At 62.9% G+C, this 16,221-nt stretch carries 13 protein-coding genes; 12 read left to right on the top strand and 1 reads right to left on the bottom strand.

Annotated elements, in window-relative coordinates; genetic code table 11:
- The first annotated feature begins 183 nt into the window (after positions 1-183).
- The gene (locus tag P0D71_RS05225; RefSeq protein ID WP_408184477.1) at positions 184-1,770 is read left to right on the top strand and encodes an ABC transporter substrate-binding protein; all 1,587 of its coding nucleotides are present in this window, start codon (positions 184-186) and stop codon (positions 1,768-1,770) included.
- A gap of 78 nt (positions 1,771-1,848) precedes the next feature.
- On the opposite strand, the gene P0D71_RS05220 is transcribed toward P0D71_RS05225, so the two are convergent.
- Positions 1,849-2,922: an MBL fold metallo-hydrolase gene (locus P0D71_RS05220; protein WP_408298505.1), complete on the bottom strand. Its 1,074-nt coding sequence runs from the start codon at positions 2,920-2,922 to the stop codon at positions 1,849-1,851.
- A gap of 187 nt (positions 2,923-3,109) precedes the next feature.
- Here P0D71_RS05220 and P0D71_RS05215 point away from each other — a divergent pair, with 187 nt between their 5' ends.
- The 11 genes from P0D71_RS05215 to bioD all read left to right on the top strand — a co-directional run bounded on the left by P0D71_RS05215 (position 3,110) and on the right by bioD (position 16,209).
- A complete protein-coding gene (locus tag P0D71_RS05215) occupies positions 3,110-3,514 on the top strand; it encodes a MerR family transcriptional regulator (RefSeq protein WP_091796945.1) in 405 nt (134 codons plus the stop codon).
- 82 nt (positions 3,515-3,596) lie between these two features.
- Positions 3,597-5,426, top strand: coding sequence for a bifunctional isocitrate dehydrogenase kinase/phosphatase (gene aceK / locus P0D71_RS05210; protein ID WP_408479417.1), 1,830 nt, complete (start codon positions 3,597-3,599; stop codon positions 5,424-5,426).
- A gap of 93 nt (positions 5,427-5,519) precedes the next feature.
- Complete coding sequence (can, locus tag P0D71_RS05205) at positions 5,520-6,296, top strand: carbonate dehydratase (RefSeq protein ID WP_091796949.1); 777 nt, start codon at positions 5,520-5,522, stop codon at positions 6,294-6,296.
- Positions 6,289-7,497, top strand: coding sequence for an acetyl-CoA C-acetyltransferase (locus P0D71_RS05200; protein WP_408479416.1), 1,209 nt, complete (start codon positions 6,289-6,291; stop codon positions 7,495-7,497). Before can ends, P0D71_RS05200 begins: the two co-directional genes overlap by 8 nt.
- A gap of 38 nt (positions 7,498-7,535) precedes the next feature.
- Positions 7,536-8,213, top strand: coding sequence for an SDR family oxidoreductase (locus tag P0D71_RS05195; RefSeq protein WP_408479415.1), 678 nt, complete (start codon positions 7,536-7,538; stop codon positions 8,211-8,213).
- Positions 8,214-8,237: 24 nt separating this feature from the next.
- Entirely contained in the window at positions 8,238-9,368 is a 1,131-nt protein-coding gene (locus tag P0D71_RS05190) for an acyl-CoA dehydrogenase family protein (protein WP_408479414.1), read from the top strand.
- A 7-nt stretch (positions 9,369-9,375) separates the two neighbouring features.
- Positions 9,376-9,825, top strand: coding sequence for a YchJ family protein (locus tag P0D71_RS05185; protein WP_408479413.1), 450 nt, complete (start codon positions 9,376-9,378; stop codon positions 9,823-9,825).
- 571 nt (positions 9,826-10,396) lie between these two features.
- Positions 10,397-11,671 carry a dienelactone hydrolase family protein gene (locus P0D71_RS05180; RefSeq protein WP_408184470.1) on the top strand — a complete coding sequence of 425 codons (1,275 nt, stop codon included), beginning with the start codon at positions 10,397-10,399 and terminating at the stop codon, positions 11,669-11,671.
- 1,264 nt (positions 11,672-12,935) lie between these two features.
- Positions 12,936-14,297, top strand: coding sequence for an adenosylmethionine--8-amino-7-oxononanoate transaminase (bioA, locus tag P0D71_RS05175; RefSeq protein ID WP_408479412.1), 1,362 nt, complete (start codon positions 12,936-12,938; stop codon positions 14,295-14,297).
- Positions 14,297-15,481, top strand: coding sequence for an 8-amino-7-oxononanoate synthase (gene bioF, locus P0D71_RS05170; RefSeq protein WP_408479411.1), 1,185 nt, complete (start codon positions 14,297-14,299; stop codon positions 15,479-15,481). Before bioA ends, bioF begins: the two co-directional genes overlap by 1 nt.
- Complete coding sequence (gene bioD, locus P0D71_RS05165) at positions 15,478-16,209, top strand: dethiobiotin synthase (protein WP_408343696.1); 732 nt, start codon at positions 15,478-15,480, stop codon at positions 16,207-16,209. The genes bioF and bioD overlap by 4 nt, the downstream gene beginning before the upstream one ends.
- Positions 16,210-16,221 lie beyond the last annotated feature (12 nt).

The raw sequence follows: 16,221 nt of genomic DNA, 5'->3' as shown, positions 1-16,221 counted from the left end.
TCGATAAGCTTTCGCGAAGGCCGGCGCGCGCGTGGGCGACGTTGTCCAAGCCATGCGCCAGCGCCGGAAACGTATCACAATGAAGACGGCGGCTATGCTGGACGGCCGCCCGTCGCTCTCGTCAACGGAATATAACCACACAACCAGACGCACTGCCTGACTGCGCTTGTTATGGGAGATCCTATGCGCTTCAAACTGCTCGCAGCCGCCGTACTGTTCACGGCGCCCGCGCTCGTGCTCGCCAAACCGCTGACCGTCTGCACCGAGTCGAGCCCCGACGGCTTCGATGTCGTGCAGTTCAATTCGCTCGTCACGACCAATGCGTCGGCCGATGTGATCTTCAACTCGCTGGTCTCGTACGACGAGGCGGCGAAGAAAGTCGTGCCGGCGCTGGCCGACAAGTGGGACGTGAGCGCCGACGGCCTCACTTACACGTTCCATCTGCGCCCGAACGTGCAGTTCCAGACCACCGACTACTTCAAGCCCACCCGGCCGCTTACGGCCGACGACGTCGTCTTCACGTTCGAGCGCATGCTCGACGACAGCAATCCGTGGCACAAGGTGGCGGGCGCGAGCGGCTTCCCGCATGCGCAGTCGATGGGCCTGCCGAAGCTCATCAAGTCCATCAGCAAGGTCGACGACAACACCGTCAAGTTCGAGCTGAACGCGCCCGACGCAACTTTCGTGTCGATCCTGACCATGGGTTTCGCCTCGATCTATTCGGCTGAATATGCCGACCAGTTGCTCAAGGCCGGCAAGCAGGCCGATCTGAATTCGAAACCGATCGGCACGGGTCCGTTCGAGCTGAAGAGCTATACGAAAGACGCCGTGATCCGCTATGACGTGAATCCTGCCTACTGGGGTCCAAAACCGAAGATCGACCGTTTGATCTACGCGATCACGCCGGACGCCACGGTGCGCGCGCAGAAGGTGAAAACCGGCGAATGCCAGATCGCCTTGTCGCCGAAGCCGCAGGATCTCGCCGACGCGAAGGGCGACAAGTCGCTCGCCATCGTGCAGACGCCCGCCTTCATGACGGCGTTCGTCGCGTTGAACACGCAGAAGAAGCCGCTCGACAACCAGAAGGTGCGCGCTGCGCTCAACATGGCGTTCGACCGCACCACGTATCTGAAGACCGTGTTCGACAATACGGCAACGGCGGCCGTGAACCCGTATCCGCCGAACACATGGAGCTACAACAAGTCCGTTAAGGCGTGGCCGTACGACCCGGCAAAGGCGAAGAAACTCCTCGCCGACGCGGGCTATCCGAACGGCTTCGAAACGACGATCTGGGTGCGTCCGAACGGCAGCGTGCTGAACCCGAATCCGAAGGCCGGCGCGGAACTGCTGCAAGCCGACTTCGCGAAGATCGGCGTGAAGGCCGAGGTGAAGGTGATCGAATGGGGTGAGCTGATCAAGGAGGCCAAGCAAGGCCAGCATGATTCGCTATTCATGGGCTGGGCGGGCGACAACGGCGATCCAGACAACTACCTGTCGCCGCTATTCAGTTGCAACGCGGTCAAGTCGGGCATCAACTTCGCGCGCTTCTGCGATCAGGATCTAGACAAACTGATTGCCGACGGCAAGGCGACGCCGGATCAGACGAAGCGCGCGAAAGCGTACGAACAGGCGCAGCAGGTCATTCACGATCAGGCGCTGTGGATTCCGCTCGGCTATCCAACTGCGGCGGCCATCACGCGCACGAACGTGAGCGGTTATCACGTGAGTCCGTTTGGACGGCAGAACTTCGGGACGGTGTCGGTGCAGTAATCGCTTCTGCGTCTGCAGCGTGCGAGAAAAAGCCCGGTTGCGTAAGCACCGGGCTTTTTTATCTGCACACCACCGCAATCACGCCGGCGAAAACCGAATCACCCCATCCGCATCCTGCTCACGCTTCAACTCCCCCGCCAGCCACAGCAGATGCAAGTGCGCCAGCGCTTCGCCCATCGCAAACGTCATCTGATGAATGTCGAGCTGACGCTTGAACATGAGCGGCACGATATCCGCGGCGCTCTGCGGTTTTTCCGCGCATGCCTCGCGCACTTCCGCCAGACGCGCATCATGATGCTCACGCAATTGCCGGATCCGCGTGCGCACGCCGCGAAACGGCTTGCCATGTGACGGCAGCACCAGCGTCTCTTCCGGCATCGTCTCGTAGCGACCGAGCGACTCCAGATAGAGCGCAAGCGGCGAGCCTTCCGGCTCCATATCGAACACCGACACGTTGGTCGAAATGCGCGGCAGCACCATGTCACCGGAAATCAGCACGCCGGTCTCCTCGCAGAACAACGCGCAGTGTTCGGGCGAATGACCGAAGCCGGTCACCACGCGCCACGTTTTGCCGCCGATCTTCACGCCGTCCGCTTCGCGCAAGCGCCGATACTGGCCAGGAATCGCCGGCACGAGGCTCGCATAATAGCTCTTGCGATTGCGCAGTTTCTCGAGCGATTCCTCGTCGGTCACACCGTGCCGCGCGAAGTGCCGCGCGGCGCCTTCGCCGCCCGCATTCGAACCGTCGCCGGCAGCCATCACGCGGGCCTGCATGTATTCGCCGAGCGTCGTCCACAACCGCACGTCCCAGCGCTTTTTGTCACCGCCCGCGCAAATCCAGTGTGCAAGGCCAATGTGATCGGGATGGCAATGCGTGACGATCACACGCAGCACCGGCAGGCCGCCGAGCACCGAGTCGAACACCTTTTCCCAGTTCTCCTTGATCGTGTCCGAGGTGATCCCGCAGTCCACCACGGTCCAACCCTGCTGCCCGTCGATCTCGTCGCGTAACAGCCAGAGGTTGATGTGATCCAGCGCGAAGGGCAGCGGCATGCGCAGCCAGAAAACGCCTGGCGAGACTTCCATGGCGTGGCCCGCGTCCGGCAACGCGTCGTTGAACGGGTAGTCGAGTTGGTGTTCGAGTGCATTCATTGTGGGTGTCTTCCTCCGTCGGCCGTCCGGCATGGCGAGGTATGCAATGCCGGATAGCGTGGTTGCGGCGTGCTGGCGCCGTACTGCGGCCGTACTGCGCCTGGTTGCGTTCAGCTCAAGTTGACGATAACGTAAACGTTGATTCTATCGTTCAATCCGATTTTCTGCCTGGCCACGGAATGCCCCGATGAACACGCAATACACGATCACCGAGCTCGCGCGGGAATTCGACGTCACGCCGCGCGCGATCCGCTTCTATGAAGATCAGGGTTTACTCTCACCGAGCCGGGAAGGATCGAGCGGCTTGCGGCGTGTGTATTCCGGCCGCGACCGAACGCGTCTGAAGCTCACGTTGCGCGGCAAACGGCTCGGCTTCACGTTGTCGGAAATTCGCGATCTGCTGGACGTGTACGAGTCGCCGACCGACACGGTGCCGCAATTGCACGCGTTCCTCGCCACGGTAGCGCGTCATCGCGAAGTGCTGGAGCGTCAGCTGGAAGACCTGAACGCGACGCTCGAAGACCTCGCGCAATATGAAACGCAGGCGCGCGCGCTGCTCGCGACCGGCGCACGCGAAGCCAAGCCGGCATGAACCACGGCGCGATGCGGCGCGGGCCCACCTGGGCGATACAATCCCGGGTGTCTTTACGACATGAGGCGGATGCACGGTCGACATGAATCACTTCCCCAAACTGCTGTCGTCGCAAATCGGCTTTGACGTCGCACAGACCATGCTCGAAGGATTCGACCGGCACTACCGGGTCTTTCGCGACGCCGCGATCCACGCCAAGACGCTGTTTGAACAGGCCGACTGGCACGGCCTGCAGAAGCTCGCGCGCGACCGCATTGCCTCGTACGACGAACGCGTCGAGGAATGCGTCGAACTGCTCGAAGACGAATACGACGCGGAAAATATCGACGACGAAGTCTGGCAGCAGATCAAGCTGCACTACATCGGCCTCCTCACCACGCACCGGCAGCCCGAATGCGCGGAGACGTTCTTCAATTCGGTGTGCTGCAAGATCCTGCACCGCTCGTACTTCAACAACGATTTCATTTTCGTGCGCCCGGCCATCTCGACCGAATACATCGAGAACGACGAACCCGCGGCGAAGCCAACTTACCGCGCGTACTATCCCGGCAAAGACGGCCTCGCGGCGACGCTCGAGCGCATTGTCACGAACTTCCAGCTGGAACCGCCGTTTGAAGATCTGACCCGCGACGTCGGCTGCCTGATGCAGGCGATCCGCGACGCGTTCGGCGTGTTCGACGAAGCGCCCAATTTCCAGATTCACGTGCTCTCGTCACTGTTTTACCGGAACAAGTCTGCGTATATCGTCGGGCGAATCATCAACGGTGATCTGCTGTTGCCGTTCGCGGTGCCGCTGCGCCATGTGAAGCCGGGCGTGCTCGCACTCGACACGGTGCTGGTCAAGCGCGACCAGTTGCTGATCATTTTCAGCTTCTCGCATTCGTATTTCCTGGTGGATATGGAAGTGCCGTCCGCTTACGTCGAGTTTCTCGGCACCATCATGCAGGGCAAACCGAAGGCGGAAATCTACACGTCCGTGGGTTTGCAGAAGCAGGGAAAGAATCTCTTCTATCGCGACCTGCTGCATCACCTGTCGCATTCGAGCGATCAGTTCATCGTCGCGCCCGGCATCAAGGGCCTCGTCATGCTCGTATTCACGCTGCCGTCGTTTCCGTATGTGTTCAAGCTGATCAAAGACAGCTTCCCGCCGCCGAAGGAAACCACGCGCGCGCAGATCAAGGAAAAGTATCAGCTCGTCAAACGGCATGACCGTCTGGGCCGCATGGCCGACACGCTCGAATATTCGAGCGTAGCGTTGCCGGTCTCGCGGCTCGACGAAGCGCTCGTGCGTGAACTCGAAAAGGAAGTGCCGTCGCTGATCGAATACGACGGCGACAGCCTCGTGATTCGCCATATGTATATTGAACGCCGCATGGTGCCGTTGAATCTGTTCCTGCAGAACGGCAACGACGAGGACATCGAGCACGGCATCAAGGAATACGGCAACGCCATCAAGGAACTGATGCAGGCGAACATCTTTCCGGGCGACATGCTGTACAAGAACTTCGGCGTGACACGTCACGGCCGCGTGGTGTTTTACGACTACGATGAAATCGAATATCTGACCGATTGCAACGTGCGCGCGGTGCCGGCGCCGCGTAACGAGGAGGACGAAATGTCGGGCGAGCCGTGGTACTCGGTCGGCCCGCACGACATTTTCCCGGAGACCTACGGCACGTTTCTGCTCGGCGACCCACGCGTGCGCCGCTCCTTCATGCAGCATCACGCGGACTTCTTCGAACCTGCGCTATGGCAACGGCACAAGGATCATCTATTGAAAGGCGAACTGCCCGACTTTTTCCCGTACGACGACAGCGTGCGCTTCTGCGTGCGCTACCCGGAACGCTTTGCCGATGCGGCCAACTCCGCGCCGGACGCACCGGCCGACGAGCGCAGCGCGCGGGTCGCGTGAGGCGCCTGTGCCGCTCGCAGTGTTGATGCCTCGTCCGAACCTTATGTAACGACATCGACCGGTCAATCGGTCGAGCAACCGCCAAGACGCACCATGAACACGAACGCTTCCACTCCTGACAATCCGCTCGCGCATCTGTTCGACAACAACGAAGCGTGGGTCGCCCGCAAGCTGTCCGAAGACCCCGAGTATTTTTCGCGTCTCGCACATCAGCAAACGCCCGAATATTTGTGGATCGGCTGCTCCGATTCGCGCGTGCCGGCGAACCAGATCATCGGCCTGCCGCCGGGCGAAGTGTTCGTGCATAGAAACATCGCTAACGTGGTGGTGCATTCCGATCTGAACTGTCTCTCGGTGATCCAGTTCGCCGTCGATCTGCTGAAGGTCAAGCACATCATGGTGGTCGGCCACTACGGCTGCTCGGGTGTCGGCGCGGCCCTGCACGGCCGCCGCGTGGGTCTCGCGGACAACTGGCTGCACCACGTGCAGGACGTGCGCGCCAAGCATGCGGCGCTGATCGAGGAATGGCCGATCGGCGAGGCGCGTCACCGGCGTCTGGTCGAACTGAACGCGATCGAACAGGTGATGAACGTGTGCCGCACCACCATCGTCAACGATGCATGGGCGCGCGGCCAGGCGTTGACGGTACATGGCTGGGCGTACGGCGTGCATGACGGCAAGGTGCGCAATCTCGGCATGACGATCAGCGAGCCGGCCGCGCTCGACGCAACCTATCAGAAGTGTGTCGCGGCCGTGTCGGCAAGTGGCCCGCACAAGGCAGACAACGACGTGGTGGCCGCCGATGCGGCTCAGCTCGGCGACGTGCCGGCCATCGTCGAAGGCGTCATCAAGGAGCTTAAACATGAGTGAGACAAACATGAGTGAGACAAAGGCTGATCCGATCGTTATCGTGGGCGTGGCCCGCACGCCGATGGCGGCCTTTCAGGGTGACTTCGCCACACTGACCGCGCCGCAATTGGGCGCGGTGGCGATCGAGGCGGCCGTGCAGCGCGCGGGCCTGAAACCCGAACAGATCGACGAAGTGGTGATGGGTTGCGTGCTGCCCGCAGGCCTCGGCCAGGCGCCCGCGCGTCAGGCCGCGCTCGGCGCCGGCTTGCCGCTCGCCACCGGCAGCACCACGGTGAACAAGATGTGCGGCTCCGGCATGCGTGCGGCAATGTTCGCGCACGACATGCTCGCGGCCGGCTCCGTCGACGTGATCGTCGCGGGCGGCATGGAAAGCATGACGAATGCGCCGTACCTGCTGCCGAAAGCGCGCGCCGGCATGCGTATGGGCCACGGCCAGGTGATCGACCACATGTTCTACGACGGTCTCGAAGACGCCTACGAAAAAGGCCGTCTGATGGGCACCTTTGCCGAAGAATGCGCGGCCTCGTTCGACTTCACGCGCGAAGCGCAAGACGCGTTCGCCGTCGAGTCGCTCCACCGCGCGAAGCGCGCGAACGAAGACGGTTCGTTCAGCTGGGAAATCGCGCCGGTGAAGGTGCAAAGCCGCAAGGGCGAAGTCACCATCGATCACGACGAACAGCCGTTCAAGGCGAACCTCGACAAGATTCCAACGCTCAAACCCGCATTCAGCAAAACCGGCACGGTGACGGCGGCGAATTCGTCGTCGATTTCCGACGGCGCGGCCGCGCTCGTCATGATGCGCGAGTCGACGGCGAAGCGCCTCGGCGTGGAGCCGATTGCGCGCGTGGTCGGCCACTCGACCTTCGCACAGGAACCGGCGAAGTTCACCACCGCGCCGGTCGGGGCGATTCGCAAGCTGTTCGAGAAGAATGGCTGGCGCGCCGACGAAGTCGATCTGTATGAGGTCAACGAAGCATTTGCCGTCGTGACCATGGCGGCCATGAAGGAACACCATCTGCCGCACGAAAAGGTCAACGTGAACGGCGGCGCCTGTGCGCTCGGCCATCCGATCGGCGCGTCGGGCGCGCGCATTCTCGTCACGCTGATCGGCGCGCTCAGGCAACGCGGCGGCAAGCGCGGCGTCGCGACGCTGTGCATCGGCGGCGGCGAAGCGACGGCCATGGGTATCGAACTTGTGTAACGCGCGATTCGGGGCGTTTTGACAGCTTGGAGTATTCGATGAAAACAGTGTTGATCGTCGGTGCGTCGCGTGGCATCGGCCAGGAGTTTGTGCGGCAGTACAAAAAGAGCGGCTGGCGCGTGCTCGCCACCGCGCGTGACGGCGCCGCGCTCGATGCGTTGAATGAACTCGGCGCCCAAACGTTCTCGCTCGACGTGAGCGCGCCCGAGGAAATCGCCGCGCTCGGCTGGAAGCTCGACGGTGAACGGCTCGATGCGGCGATCGTGGTGGCGGGCGTCTACGGCCCGCGCACCGAAGGCATCGAGACGATCACCGCTGAAGACTTCGACCACGTCATGCACACCAATGTGCGCGGACCCATGCAATTGATGCCGATCCTGCTGCCGCTCGTCGAAGAAGCCGGCGGCGTATTCGCGGTGATTTCGAGCAAGATGGGCAGCATTGGCGACGCGAGCGGCACGACCGGCTGGCTGTATCGCGCGAGCAAGGCGGCGCTGAACGACGCGTTGAAACTCGCGTCGCTGGACGCTCGGCGCGCCACGTGCATTTCGCTGCATCCAGGCTGGGTGCAAACCGACATGGGCGGCGCCCAGGCGGCGATCGATCCCGCGCGCAGCGTGAGCGGCATGCGTGATGTGCTGGCGCAGGCCGCGGGTGCGCGCGAAGCGTTCAACGGCCGCTTCTATCAATACGACGGGACACCGCTCGACTGGTGAGCAACTACTTGAACGGGATCACTTATGGTGCTTGATCAGGATCACCTGATGGTCCGCGACGCGCTGCGCACGTTCGTACGCGAAGCGATCACGCCGCATGCGGCGGCATGGGACCGCGAACGCACGTTTCCGCAGGACGTGCATCGGCAACTGGCGGAACTCGGCGCGTATGGCGTGCTCGTGCCCGAAACGTACGGCGGCGCCGGCATGGACGCGCTGGCGCTCGCGCTGATACTCGAAGAAATCGCAGCCGGCGACGGCGGCACTTCGACGGCGATCTCCGTCAACAACTGCCCCGTGTGCAGCATTCTGCTCACCTACGGCAACGACGCGCAGAAACGCGACTGGCTGACGCCGCTCGCGCGCGGCGACATGCTCGGAGCGTTTTGCCTGACCGAACCGCAAGCCGGTTCCGACGCCTCCGCGCTGCGCACCACCGCGACCCGCGACGGCGACGTGTATGTGTTGAACGGCGTCAAACAGTTCATCACGAGCGGCAAGAACGGCAATGTTGCGATCGTCATGGCCGTGACGGACAAGGCCGCGGGCAAGCGCGGCATCAGCGCGTTTATCGTGCCGACCGATACGAAGGGTTACGTCGTCGCGCGGGTTGAAGACAAGCTCGGCCAGCATTCGTCGGACACCGCGCAGATCATTTTCGAGGATTGCCGCGTGCCGGCTGCGAACGTGATCGGCGCAGAAGGCGAAGGCTACCGGATCGCGCTGTCAGGGCTCGAAGGCGGCCGTATCGGCATCGCCGCGCAAAGCGTCGGCATGGCGCGCGCCGCGTTCGAGGCGGCGCTGAGTTATGCAAAGGAACGCGAGAGCTTCGGCGTGCCGCTCTTTTCGCATCAGGCCGTGCAATTCCGCCTCGCCGACATGGCGACGCAACTCGAGGCGGCGCGCCAGTTGATCTGGCATGCGGCCTCGTTGAAAGACGCCGGCCAGCCGTGCCTCACCGAAGCCGCGATGGCCAAACTGTTCGCCTCCGAAGCCGCCGAGCGCATCTGTTCGGCCGCCTTACAGATTCATGGCGGCTACGGCTATCTGAGCGACTTCCCGGTCGAGCGGATTTACCGCGACGTGCGCGTTTGCCAGATCTACGAGGGCACCAGCGACATCCAGAAAATTTTGATCGCACGCGGTCTTGGCTGAAAGTCTGATGAATAAGCAACTGTCGCCGTTACAACGACCTGCCGATTGTCCCTGTGGCGGCGCCGCGCCCGATCAACGCAACGGCGCCAAGGCGCCCCGCTTCGCGCAATGCTGCGGCCGCTATATCGACGGCGGCGAAGCGGCGCCACGGGCCCTTGAATTGATGCGCTCGCGCTACAGCGCCTATGTGGTCGGTGCAACGGATTATCTGCGCGCGACCTGGGCGCCGCACACCTGCCCCGCCGATCTCGACGCGGATCCCGCTTCGCCCGACGCGCCACGGTGGCTCGGACTGCAGATCAAGGCGTTTGCTGAAACCGACGCTCATCACGCGACCGTCGAATTCGTCGCGCGTTACAAGGTGGGCGGCCGCGCGCACCGGCTTCATGAACTGAGCCGTTTCGTTCGCGACGAAGACGGTCGCTGGCGTTACGTGGACGGCGACGTCAGCGAATAACCCTTCCCGACCCTTACACGACGTCGCAGCGTCCTTACGCCGCGCTCACATATGGCCCCGATAGCGGGGCCATTTTTTCGTGTTGGCTCCATGCCACAACGCCCGCGCCGCGCCTGATTGCTTCGTTGCACCAAACACCCGCGAGGCCCGCACGACCGGCCCGAGGTGGCCGATCGACGCGCGGCAAATTTTGCGTCGCGGGTTCTCCTTGATTGCACAAAACAAAATTGTCGTGCCAGGATGAGGCCGTAGCTTCATGACGTCATGTTGCGAGAGCCCGGTTCATACCACTCCGCAAATTGCGCAGGGCGCCCTGCCGGGTACCAGAGAGTGTGGTTCCGGCGGCGGTTTCAGGCAGCAGGCGTGACGCTCATCATCGGCGCGTGGGGTCGCGTCGGCCGTTTGGGTTCATCCCGTGCGATCTCGATTAGCGTGCGTGCGCCTTTGGCGCACTCCGTGCGCGAGTGTGCTTTTGTTTGTCGAAAGGCCAGCCGAAAGGCAAATGTCAGTAATGGCTTTCGATAAACGGGCATCACGGTGTTCAGGGCAGGTTTTTGAGGCAGGTGCGTCAATGGTGTTCAGCAAGGTTCTGACGAAGTGTGCGGTGATCTGTGCAGCGGCCACGTGCGCTGTCGCACTCGCGCACGCCGACCCGCTCGCCGACATTCAGGCTGGACCGCTGACACGCGCGCACGTGCCGCGTATTGCGCTCGACGACGACGTCTATCTGCCCAGCGCAGGTCTGAACGAACAGATCATCCGCGTACCGGTCGACGCAGCCGGCACGATTACCCTCGAAACGACGATCTACAAACCGGACGGCGCAGGCCCGTTTCCGATGATCGTTTTCAACCACGGCAAGATTCCCGGCGATCCGCGCACGCAGGAACGCAGCGACCCGCTGCCGTTCGCGCGCGAATTCGTGCGCCGTGGTTATGTGGTGGTGGCGCCGAACCGTCAGGGTTTCGGCCATTCGGACGGCGCTTATCAGCAGGACGGCTGCGACGTCGAAAAGAACGGCATCAGCCAGGCCGGCGACGTCGCCGCGACGGTCGACTTCATGTCGAAGCAACCTTACGTGGACGCCACGCACATCGTCGTGGCCGGCACCTCGCACGGCGGTCTTGCGACGATTGCCTACGGTACGGAAGCGGCGCCGGGCGTGCGCGCGCTGATCAATTTCTCGGGCGGCTTGCGGCAGGATGCTTGCAGCGACTGGCAGGGCAACCTGACGCGCGCCTTCGGCGCTTACGGCGAGAAGACCAAGGTGCCGTCGCTTTGGATGTACGGCGATAACGATTCGGTCTGGAATGCGCCGCTGGTGGCGGGTATGTATGCCGCGTTCGGTGCGCACGGCGCGAGCGCGAAGATGGTGGATTTCGGCAACTACAAGAACGATGCGCACCGGCTGGTCGGCGACCGCGATGGCGTGCATGTGTGGTGGCCGGCCGTGGAAGCGTTCCTTGCGCGAGTGGGGATGCCGACTGGTGTGCAGTATCGTGTGTCGGATCCTTCCATGCCGAAGGCGAGCGGGTTTGCCGCTGTCGATGCGGTCGATGCCGTGCCGTTTGTCGACGAGGCCGGGCGCAATGGGTATCGGAATTTCCTGCACCAGTTTCCTAGCCGGGCGTTTGCGGTGTCTGATACTGGGGCTTGGTCGTGGGCTGAGGGTGGCGATGATCCTATGTCGGTTGCCGTGGCCAATTGTCAGAAGCAGAGTTCGGCGCCTTGCCGGTTGTATGCGGTGAATAATGCGGTTGTTTGGGGGGATCAGTCTTCGCAGACGGCTGACGGTGGGGCTGGGGGTAGCGGTGATGCGCGGCGGGCTATTGCTAGTCGGGAGTGAGTGGTTTTTTGCCTGATCGGCGGTGTTTTTGATTGTTTCCCTCGGGTGGTGGCCTTTCCTTGATTTCTTAGTGGTCTATTCGCGTTGCCCCTGTGCGGGGCGGCACCTACTTTCTTTGCCGCGGCAAAGAAAGTAGGCAAAGAAAGCCGCTTTGAACCGCCAGCTCATAAGCGGGCTCCCCGCACAGCCACGGTAGCGGCCCATCTGGAATCCGTGCCCTCGCACATTCAGCGCTTGTGACACAGCAGTCATTCTTCCAGCGGCGCTGCGCGCGCCGTGGCGGTACTTCATTAAAACCATCGGTCGTTTGTAGGCAGCGGGATTTCTTAAATGCCCGTCGGTTTCTTACGCCAGCCCGACTTCGTATCGCAGCCCCTTGCGTCAGCAGTATTTCTAAAGCCGCTGTTCATTTCTTACCCCGGCAGTATTTCTAACGCCGCGACACGGCTCTCACACCAGCAGTATTTCTAATGCGTCGGCTCGGCTCTTATACCGGCTGCATTTCTAATGCCGCGGCTCGGCTCTTACGCCGGCAGTACTTCTAAGCCTGCGGCTCACTACATGTATCGGCCGCGCTTCCAAAATTCCGCTCGCTCCTTGCGCCGGCCGCATAGGCGCCACGCCGAGGCGAAGCCGATGGCTCCCGCCGCATACGAACGCAGCCTCGGGTTTTAGGCTGACCGTTCTGGCGAGCGCGCAGCGCGAAGCAGGAAGTATGACTGCCTTGTCACGAAGGCCAAATGTGCGAGGGCACGGATTCCAGATGGACCACTACCGTGGCTGCGCGGGGGCCCCGCTTAAGAGCTGGCGGTGCAAAGCGGCTTTCTTTGCCTACTTTCTTTGCCGCGGCAAAGAAAGTAGGTGCCGCCCCGCACAGGGGCAACGCCAATAGACCACTAACAAAGCAAGGAAAGGCCAACACCACAAAGACCACAGCCAAAAAACCGCCGAACAGGCAAAAAACCCCCACCCACCCCAATTTCCCGCCAGTAAAACCCAACTACTTTGCCGTCGCTAACTGCACCGATCAGCAACCTTCCGCGGAAAACAGAAACCACCTGCATCGAACAGCCAACAACCCCAGCGCCGCAGGCAAAAACCGCCCATCCGCCCCTAGTGCACAGCACGAAATAAACCGCTAATCTCGACCCCGCAAGCCCGCCAAGGGCCGCGCGCAGCGCAGAAAAAAGATGCGCAGCACGCTCGAAAATGGCCCTAAAAAAGCCACGCCGCACAGCGGCCAAAAAGCACCCTGGAGTACCCTTTGGAAAAGTCAGCAGCACAGTCAACAGCCCCCGAAGACTGGATCGCCCGCAGCCTGCGCGCCGTCTGGCACCCCTGCACGCAGATGAAGCACCACGAGCGCCTGCCGCTCGTGCCCGTCGCGCGTGGTCAAGGCGCGTGGCTCTACGATCGCGCCGGCCATCGCTATCTGGATGCCATCAGCTCCTGGTGGGTCAACCTGTTCGGTCACGCCAACCCGCGCATCAACGCGGCGCTCAAAGATCAACTCGACACGCTCGAACACGCCATGCTCGCCGGCTGCACGCATGAACCGGCTATCGAACTCGCAGAGCGGCTCAGCGCGCTCACCGGCAATACCCTCGGTCACGCATTCTTCGCATCGGATGGCGCGTCCGCCGTCGAAATCGCCTTGAAGATGAGCTTCCACTCATGGCGCAATCGCGGTTTCGCCGACAAGCAGGAATTCGTCTGCATCGCCAACAGCTATCACGGCGAAACCATCGGCGCACTCGGTGTCACCGATGTCGCGCTGTTCAAGGACGCCTACGACCCGTTGATCCGCCACGCGCATGTCGTGGCATCGCCCGATGCTCGTCTCGCGCAAGCTGGTGAAAGCGCCGCCGATGTCGCGCGCCGCGCACTCGATCACGTTCGCGCGCTGTTCGAAGCACGCGCCACGAAAATCGCCGCGCTGATCGTCGAGCCGCTCGTGCAATGCGCGGCCGGCATGGCCATGCACGACGCGTCGTATATCGCCGGATTGCGCGCCTTGTGCGATCAATACAGCGTGCACCTGATCGCCGATGAAATCGCCGTCGGCTGCGGACGCACCGGCACCTTCTTCGCATGCGAACAGGCCGGCATCTGGCCGGACTTCATCTGTCTGTCGAAAGGTATCAGCGGCGGGTATCTGCCGCTTTCGATCGTGCTGTCGCGCGACGAAATTTTCGATGCCTTCTATCACGACGACACCGCGCGCGGCTTCCTGCACTCGCATTCGTACACGGGCAATCCGCTCGCCTGCCGCGCGGCGCTCGCTACGCTCGATCTGTTCGAGAGCGACAACGTTCTCGCCGCCAACACGCAGAAGTCCGCGAAGCTGAAAGCCGCGCTCGCGCCGCTCGCCGATCACGAGCAAGTCCGCAATCTGCGCCAGCGCGGCACGATCTTCGCGTTCGACGCCGTGATCGACGATGCTCAGCAAGCCAGAACATTCTCGCGCCGCTTCTTCGAAAACGCGTTGCAGCGCGAACTGCTGCTGCGCCCAATCGGAACCACGGTATATCTGATGCCCCCTTATATCCTCGACGACGAAGAACTCGCGCTGCTCGCTTCACGCACGCGCGAAACCTTCGAAGCCACGCTGGCGGAGACCCGCTAATGCATCTGCTCGACACGCTCGCCGAAGGGCTGAAGGAGATCGACGCGCGCGGCCTGCGCCGTCGCCGCCGCACCGCCGACACGCCGTGCGCGGCCCACATGACGGTCGACGGCCGCGCGATCATCGGCTTCGCCAGCAACGACTATCTCGGGCTCGCCGCGCATCCGCAACTGGTCGCGGCCATCGCCGAAGGCGCAGAGCGCTATGGCGCGGGCAGCGGCGGCTCGCATCTGCTCGGCGGCCACTCGCGCGCGCATGCGCAACTCGAAGACGATCTCGCGGAATTCGTCGGCGGCTTCGTCGACAATGCGCGCGCGCTCTACTTCAGCACCGGCTACATGGCGAATCTCGCCACGCTTACCGCACTCGCGGGCCGCGGCACGACGCTCTTCTCCGACTCGCTGAATCACGCTTCGCTGATCGACGGCGCGCGTTTGTCCCGCGCCGACGTGCAGATCTACCCGCACTGCGATACCGAAGCGCTGAGCGCGATGCTCGAAGCCTCGGACGCCGATGTCAAAGTGGTCGTCTCCGATACGGTCTTCAGCATGGACGGCGACATTGCGCCGCTGCCGCGCCTGCTCGAACTCGCGGAAAAACACGGCGCGTGGCTGATCGTCGACGACGCGCACGGTTTCGGCGTGCTCGGCCCGCAAGGCCGCGGCGCGATCGCGCAAGCAGCGCTGCGTTCGCCGAACCTCATTTCGATCGGCACGCTCGGCAAAGCGGCCGGCGTTTCCGGCGCATTCGTCGCGGCGCATGAGACGGTGATCGAATGGCTCGTGCAGCGCGCACGTCCGTACATTTTCACTACGGCGTCGGTGCCGGCCGCCGCGCACGCGGTGTCGGCAAGCCTGCGTATCATCGGCGGCGAAGAAGGCGACGCGCGGCGCGCGCATCTTCAGCAGTTGATCGAGCGCACGCGCGCCATGCTCAAGGCAACGCCGTGGATACCGGTCGATTCGCATACGGCCGTGCAACCGCTCATCATCGGCGCGAACGATGCCACGCTGGATATCGCGGCCACCCTCGAACGTGCGGGTCTATGGGTGCCGGCCATCCGTCCGCCGACCGTGCCCGCCGGCACATCGCGCTTGCGCATTTCGCTGTCGGCCGCGCACTCGCAGGCGGACCTCGATCGGCTCGAAGCCGGCTTGCAGCAATTGGGAGCGAAAGCGGCATGAGTAGCGCGAATCAAAACGCACTGTCGTTGTTCGTCACCGGCACCGATACGGAAATCGGCAAGACGTTCGTCTCGGCTGCACTGTTGCGCGGCTTCGTTCGCGAAGGGCTGCAAGCCGCCGCGATGAAGCCGATCGCCGCCGGCGCGTTCGAAGTGGACGGCGTGCTGCATAACGAGGACGCGGATCAACTCGACGCCGCGTCGAACGTCCTGCTGCCGCCCGAGATGCGCACACCGTATCTGTTGAAGGAACCGGCCGCGCCGCATATTGCGGCCGCGCTGGAAAACGTCTCGCTCGATCTGGACCGTATCGTCGACTGTCACGCGCAAGCGCTCAAGCGCGCGCAGATCGTCGTGGTGGAAGGCGTCGGCGGATTTCGCGTGCCGTTGACCGCCACTCAGGACACCGCCGATCTCGCCGTTGCCCTGAAACTGCCGGTCGTGCTGGTGGTCGGCATGCGGCTCGGCTGCATCAGCCATGCGCTGCTCACCGCCGAAGCGATCGCCGCGCGCGGGCTCACGCTCGCCGGCTGGGTTGCCAACCGCATCGATCCGGACATGACGTTTCCCGACGAAAACATCGCGTCGATCCGCGCGCATCTCGCCCGCGAATACGACGCGCCGCTGCTCGGCATCGTGCCGCATCTGAGCCCCGCTTCGCCCGAGTTCGCGGCGGAGCAGCTCGACATCAACCGCCTTTTGCAGACGCTGCGCCACGCGCAGCGCTGAACCCCCATCACA

This window comes from Paraburkholderia sp. RL17-383-BIF-A (assembly GCF_046028015.1).
GTDB lineage: Bacteria > Pseudomonadota > Gammaproteobacteria > Burkholderiales > Burkholderiaceae > Paraburkholderia.
The sequence above is the reverse complement of the archived record's forward strand: the minus strand, read 5'-3'. Positions and strand labels throughout refer to the sequence as shown.

What these genes read in the sequence shown, in the direction of transcription:
- bioF (WP_408479411.1), top strand. Translation starts at nt 14,297, where the DNA reads ATGCATCTGCTCGACACGCTCGCCGAAGGGCTGAAGGAGATCGACGCG.
- P0D71_RS05190 (WP_408479414.1), top strand. Translation starts at nt 8,238, where the DNA reads ATGGTGCTTGATCAGGATCACCTGATGGTCCGCGACGCGCTGCGCACG.
- P0D71_RS05180 (WP_408184470.1), top strand. Translation starts at nt 10,397, where the DNA reads ATGGTGTTCAGCAAGGTTCTGACGAAGTGTGCGGTGATCTGTGCAGCG.
- can (WP_091796949.1), top strand. Translation starts at nt 5,520, where the DNA reads ATGAACACGAACGCTTCCACTCCTGACAATCCGCTCGCGCATCTGTTC.
- aceK (WP_408479417.1), top strand. Translation starts at nt 3,597, where the DNA reads ATGAATCACTTCCCCAAACTGCTGTCGTCGCAAATCGGCTTTGACGTC.
- P0D71_RS05225 (WP_408184477.1), top strand. Translation starts at nt 184, where the DNA reads ATGCGCTTCAAACTGCTCGCAGCCGCCGTACTGTTCACGGCGCCCGCG.
- bioD (WP_408343696.1), top strand. Translation starts at nt 15,478, where the DNA reads ATGAGTAGCGCGAATCAAAACGCACTGTCGTTGTTCGTCACCGGCACC.
- P0D71_RS05220 (WP_408298505.1), bottom strand. Translation starts at nt 2,922, where the DNA reads ATGAATGCACTCGAACACCAACTCGACTACCCGTTCAACGACGCGTTG.
- P0D71_RS05200 (WP_408479416.1), top strand. Translation starts at nt 6,289, where the DNA reads ATGAGTGAGACAAACATGAGTGAGACAAAGGCTGATCCGATCGTTATC.
- P0D71_RS05185 (WP_408479413.1), top strand. Translation starts at nt 9,376, where the DNA reads ATGAATAAGCAACTGTCGCCGTTACAACGACCTGCCGATTGTCCCTGT.
- P0D71_RS05195 (WP_408479415.1), top strand. Translation starts at nt 7,536, where the DNA reads ATGAAAACAGTGTTGATCGTCGGTGCGTCGCGTGGCATCGGCCAGGAG.
- P0D71_RS05215 (WP_091796945.1), top strand. Translation starts at nt 3,110, where the DNA reads ATGAACACGCAATACACGATCACCGAGCTCGCGCGGGAATTCGACGTC.